Here is a 5404-nt window from a genome sequence, read left to right on the forward strand (position 1 = left end):
GGCCGGGTCGGCGGCCGCCCCGCCCCCGCCGGGCCCGAGCAGCGTCGGCGCGAGGCGCCCGGCGAGGAAGCCGAACGCCGCCGCGGCCGCGATGATGAGCGGGAACGGCACCGACAGGAAGGCGATGGCGACGAAGGCGGCGACCGCGATGGCGTACGCCGTCCGGCTCTTCAGCGCGCGCTTCGCCACCCTGACCAGCGCCTCCGCGACGACCGCGAGCACCGCCGCCTTGAGGCCGAAGAGGAGCCCCGCCACGACCGGCACCTCGCCGAGCGCGACATAGGCGATGGAGAGGCCGAGGAGCACCAGCACGCCCGGCATCACGAAGAGGAGGCCCGCGGCGAGCCCGCCCTTCACGCCGTGCAGCAGCCAGCCGACATAGGTGGCGAGCTGCGTCGCCTCCGGTCCGGGCAGGAGCATGCAATAGTTGAGGGCGTGCAGGAACCGCGTCTCGCCGATCCAGCGCCGCTCGTCGACGAGGATGCGGTGCATCAGCGCAATCTGGCCGGCCGGGCCGCCGAAGCTCAGCAGCCCGATCTTGGTCCAGACGCGGAGCGCCTCCCCGAAGGCGACGGAAGGGACGGGTTCGTCAGGCTTCGGCAGCTGCGTCGCGGCACCGGCGGCGGAGGCGGTCATTGGGACGGCGCGCCGTCCCGCGCGGCCGTCTCGGGCTCCCGGCGCGCGCCCTTCATCGCCTCGACGATCGCCATCGTCTCCACGCTCACCCGCGTCACCCGCATCAGCAGGTCGATGACCTTCTCCTTGTAGTCGGCGAAGCGGTAGGTGTTGAACTTCTCGCGGATGGTCGGGTCCTTCGGCGTCTTCTCGCGGTACTGGTCGAGGATCCATTCCAGCCCCGAGCGGTTGCCGAGCCGGTAGTCCCAGGCCTCCTTCGGCACGCCGGAGAGCTGCGTCTCGGTGTCGAGGCGGATGGTTCCGTTTTCCTTGTCGGCCTTGAGCAGCGCCTTGGGAGCCACGCCCGCCGCGCGCGCCTTCTCGTCAGGCGTGTCGAGGCGTTCGAGCGGCCAGGGCTCGACGCTCTCATAGCCGATGTGGAGCTCCATCAGCCGCTCGCCCCAGTCCGCCCAGCGGCGGAAATCCGGATAGAACGGGATGCGGGGGAATTCGCGCTTGAGGTTCAGCGCGTATTTCTCGCGGTACACGGGATCGTGCAGCACGCCGTAGACGTAGTGGAAGATGTCGTCCTTCGTGATCGCCGCCGCCTTGCCGCGCCGCCCCGCCCGCCCGGCCGCTTGCTCCTCCCCCTCATCCTGAGCAGGCCGCGCAGCGGCTTGCTCCGCCCCCTCACCCTGAGGAGGCCGCGCAGCGGCCGTCTCGAAGGGCTGAGGAGGCCGCGCAGCGGCCGTCTCGAAGGAGCCCTTCGAGGCCGCCTGCGGCGGCACCTCGGGGTGAGGGCTGCCGCCGTCCTTGCCGTAATGCGCCCGGAACTGCCTCAGCGCCCAGTCGGTGATGTTGTCGACGCGCTCGCCCGAGGCGGTGTAGCGGTAGCGGGGGAAGATCTGCCCAACGTCGGGAGCAAACATATCGGTGTTCGGTAGTCGATCAGTCGCAAAAACAGCTACATCTGTCCTCCTCGCGCGGGATATTGACATAAGAGGATTTATCACATCAGCATATGGAAAGAAGGATGGATTCTGATACACCCTGTGCGTGATCACCGGTGCAAAATACACCCATTTACGAACAAATGGTCGATACTCCGAGGAAAATATTCTTTCATCTGCAAAATTTAGCTTTGTTCCACGCTTAAGATGGTTTTCAAGCTCCGCCGTCCACTTGATGTCTCGAGTTACAAAATCTGTTATTCCTTTTGGTCGACCAGCACGCTCCCACCTAGTCTGCTCTGAATAGTACACTCGACAGAATGATTCAACTTTTCTCTGAAGATTCACGCGGTCATCAGAGTACGTCCATTCGTCGCGATTTGTGCTTATTCCCAGCGAGAACTGCCGGAAGATCGCCCTCTCCTGCCCCCTTCCCTTCGCCGCCTTCGTCTTCTTGTCCGCTACGGGAATCAGCTGATCCCAATCGTTCTCCGTCAGGTTGACCCAGTTGGCGTTCCGGTCGGGCTCGATGCGCTGCCACGTAATGTCCGACGCCCGGGTGCTCCCCAGGAACGCCAGCTTGTCCGCCGCCGTGTCGAATTCCGGCCGGCGCGCATAGAAGATCCTGCAGCCCTGCTGCCTGTGGCGCTTCACCATGAAGGAGATGGCGACGCCGGTCTGGATGCCGAACACGTTGTTCTTCGTGCCGGAGAGCTTGGGGTTGGCGCGCACGTCGCCGCCGAGGTCGACCACGTAGATTTCCTGGAACTCCTTCTCCACCGCGCGGCGGAAGCCGTCGAAGGTGCGGCTGTCGATGAAGCTCCGGTTGGTGACGAAGGCCAGCACCCCGTCGTCGTGCAGGCGGTCCGACGCCCAGCGGAAGAAGCGGGCGTACATGTCGTAGACCTTGGTCTTCTGCGCGGTCGACAGCCGGACGTAGCTCGACTTGATGAGCTCGTCGATGCGCTTGTACTCGCGGTTCTTGTTGTTCTCATTCTCGTTCTGCTGGTTGGCGTTGTACGGCGGATTGCCGATGATGACGGAGATCTTGCGCTTGTTCTGGCGGCGCACGCGCTCGACGTTCTCCTCCGACAGTCCGGCGAACATGTCGTGCTGGTAGCCGGCGCGGATGCCGAGGCCGGCCACGTTGTCGAGCGTGTCGACGAAGCAGAGGTTCTGGTATTCCGCGAACTGGCCGGTGATCGCCGCGTAGGTCGCCTCGATGTTCAGGTTCGCCACGTAATAGGGCAGGATCGCCACCTCGTTGGCGTGCAGCTCGTTGCGGTACTTGTGGGCGAGCTTGCGCTTGTCGCCGGCGAAATGCTCGATCAGCTCGCAGATGAAGGTGCCGGTGCCGGCGGCGGGATCGAGGATCTCGACGTGCTCGTCGATCAGCGCCTTGCCGAAATGCTTGTCGCAGAGCCAGTCGGCGCCCTCGATCATGAACTTCACGATCTCGTTCGGCGTGTAGACGACGCCGAGCCGGTCGGCCGCCTTCGGGTTGTAGACCTTGTAGAACGTCTCGTAGATCGCCTTGAGGAAGGTCTGCTTCTCGTGATGGCTGGTGATCAGCGCCGCATTGGCGCGGATCGTGGCGTAATAGGGCTCGAGCGCCTTCAGCGTGTCGCGCTTCACCGCGCCGGTGAAGAACTTCGCCTCCAGGCCGTAGAGCGCCTTGGCGATGTTGTTCTCGCGGTGGAAGTCCGAATTGTCGTAGACGTGGGCGAAGATCTCCTCGGTGAGGATGTGCTGGATCAGCATCTCCCGCACGTCCGCCTCGCCGACGCTCGGATTGATCGTCTTCCTGGCATGGTCGAGGAAGGCGTCGGCCGCCTGCTTGAAGTCCTGGTCCTCCGAATAGGCCGTGTCGATGCGGGCGCGGAGCGCGCCGAGCACGGCCGGCAGATCGTGCCGGAACTTCTCGACCGCCTTGCGGAACTCGGCGATCTCAGGCCGCTCATAGCCGAAGAAGAGGGCGAGGAGCCGCGACAGCTCGGCGGTGTCGGTCATCGAGCACCGCATCACCTCCTGCCGGTTCTGAATGAGGACCGCGGTCTCCGAGTTCTCGAAGATGATGTTGTCCTGCGGATAGCCGCGCCGGAGCTTCTTGGCGATCTCCTCGTCGAGGACGTCCGCCGTGTCCTTCGCCTCCCACCAGCCGAGCGGCACGCGGATGTCGTGGAGCACGGTGCCGTCCGGCCGCACGCTCGTCTTCTGGCTGGTCTGGTAGGGATATTCCTCCAGGAAGACGAGCTTCTGCGAGGAGGCCCAGTTGTCGAGGAGCCGGCGGAAGGCCGGCCGGATCACCTGCTCGCCGCTGACGCCGGAGAACTTCCGGATGCGCTCGATCTCGGAAAGATACTGGTTGACGAGCAGCTGGCTCATGATTCCCCCAAGGCGGGAACATTAGAGCCGATCGGGAAGGTGGAGGGAACGGCGTGCCGCCCGCCCCTCACCCCCGCGTCACGTTCCACGTCTCCTCGATCGTCGTGCCGCCGGCGCGGATGAGCTTGGCGAGCGGGCAGAACTTCTGCAGGTCGGCGCGCACCGCTTCCATCGCAGCCTCGTCGGCATCGGTCGTGACGTCGATGGTCATGCGGATCGCCACGAGGGGCGTCTCGACCTCCTCCACGAGCTGCGTGCCGCGGCAGTCGAAATCCCATTCCGCGGCGATCGACATCGCCCGGAATTCCACCCCGTTCTTCCGCGCGCATTTGTGGCCCATGACGTTGGTGCAGGCGACGAGCGCCGCCACCAGCGTCTCCGTCGGCGTCGGCCCCTGGTTCGTGCCGTCGCGCTCCTTCGGCACGTCGATCACCATCGCCGTATCGCGCGCGGCGATCTCCGTCCGCGAGTGCGTCGGGCACGCTGCCTTCAGTCGGCCCTTCACGAGCATTTTCTGTTTCACGAGCATGGCATTCCCTCCTCCTGGTTTGGCCACGCGGATAGCCGCTGGCGCGGCTTCTTCCAAGGACCCGCGGCCGCCCTCACGGCAGCGTGCGGGCTGGTGGTGTGCCGAGGAGCGGATATGCTAGGTTCGCGCCGCCGCGCCCTTCCCGCAGGAACGCGGCGCGCGGCGAAGCCGCCTCGTCCGCGGGCGGGCGATCACGCTGCCGGAGGCCTGGTCATGGCTGCCCTTTCCCGCCTCCTCCTCGCCGCGCTCCTCGCCTTCGCCGCGCCCGCCCTCGGCCATGCCCAGCAGCCCGCCGCACCTGGAGCCGAGGCGCCGCAGGTGCTGCGCTTCCGCTTCAAGCCGCCTGCCGACGGCCCGCTTACCTACCGGGTCGTGCAGCGCGACCGGGTCGTCTTCGCCGGCACCGAGAAGGCGCGCGCCTGGAGCCATGTGGTGGAGCTCCGCGTCGGCGGCCCACGCCCGCCCGACATGCTGGAGGCCACCATCACGCTCCGCGACGTCCGCCTCGACGAGGGGCCGGCCGACGACCCCTACTACCTCATCGCGAAGACGCTCGAGGGCCGCGCGCTGCCGGCCGTCCTGCACGACAGCGGCCTGCCGGTCGAAACGGCCTGGGCGAGGCTCAAGGGCGAGGTCGCCGCCGGGCTCGCCCGCCACACCGACGCGGCGACGGCGCGCGGGCTCGCCGCCGCGCTCGACCGCCTCGACCCCGAGGGCGTGACCGTCCTCTACCGCCCGCTCTATCTCGCGAGCGTCGGCCATCTGCTCGGCTTCAACACCGACGGCAGCGTCCGCAGCTATGACGATTATACCGGCCCCGGCGCGGTGATGGTCGACGGGCGCTGGGCGGCGAGCGCCGCCGGCCGGCGCGAGGGCGAGCCGGTGGTGCTGGAGCTCGGCTGGCGCATCGGCATGGACCCCGACG

4 protein-coding genes are annotated in these 5404 nt (G+C 66.7%); 1 reads left to right on the forward strand and 3 read right to left on the reverse strand.

Annotation, left to right across the window (positions count from 1 at the left end; genetic code table 11):
* From E4O86_RS22200 to E4O86_RS22215, 3 genes are all read right to left on the reverse strand, one after another.
* A partial coding sequence (locus E4O86_RS22200; RefSeq protein ID WP_161142727.1) for a chromate transporter occupies positions 1–636 on the reverse strand: 636 nt, incomplete at its 3' end.
* Entirely contained in the window at positions 633–3950 is a 3318-nt protein-coding gene (locus tag E4O86_RS22210) for a type ISP restriction/modification enzyme (RefSeq protein ID WP_246206558.1), read from the reverse strand. The genes E4O86_RS22210 and E4O86_RS22200, both read right to left, overlap by 4 nt.
* A 67-nt stretch (positions 3951–4017) precedes the next feature.
* Positions 4018–4479 (reverse strand): OsmC family protein, encoded by a 462-nt coding sequence (locus E4O86_RS22215; protein WP_161142728.1) that lies wholly within the window; start codon positions 4477–4479, stop codon positions 4018–4020.
* 213 nt (positions 4480–4692) lie between these two features.
* Between E4O86_RS22215 and E4O86_RS22220 the strand changes: the two genes are divergently transcribed.
* Positions 4693–5404, forward strand: a 712-nt coding sequence (locus E4O86_RS22220; protein ID WP_161142729.1) for a hypothetical protein, incomplete at its 3' end; no start/stop codon positions are given.

This window comes from Propylenella binzhouense, from assembly GCF_009866965.1.
Lineage (GTDB): Bacteria > Pseudomonadota > Alphaproteobacteria > Rhizobiales > Afifellaceae > Propylenella > Propylenella binzhouense.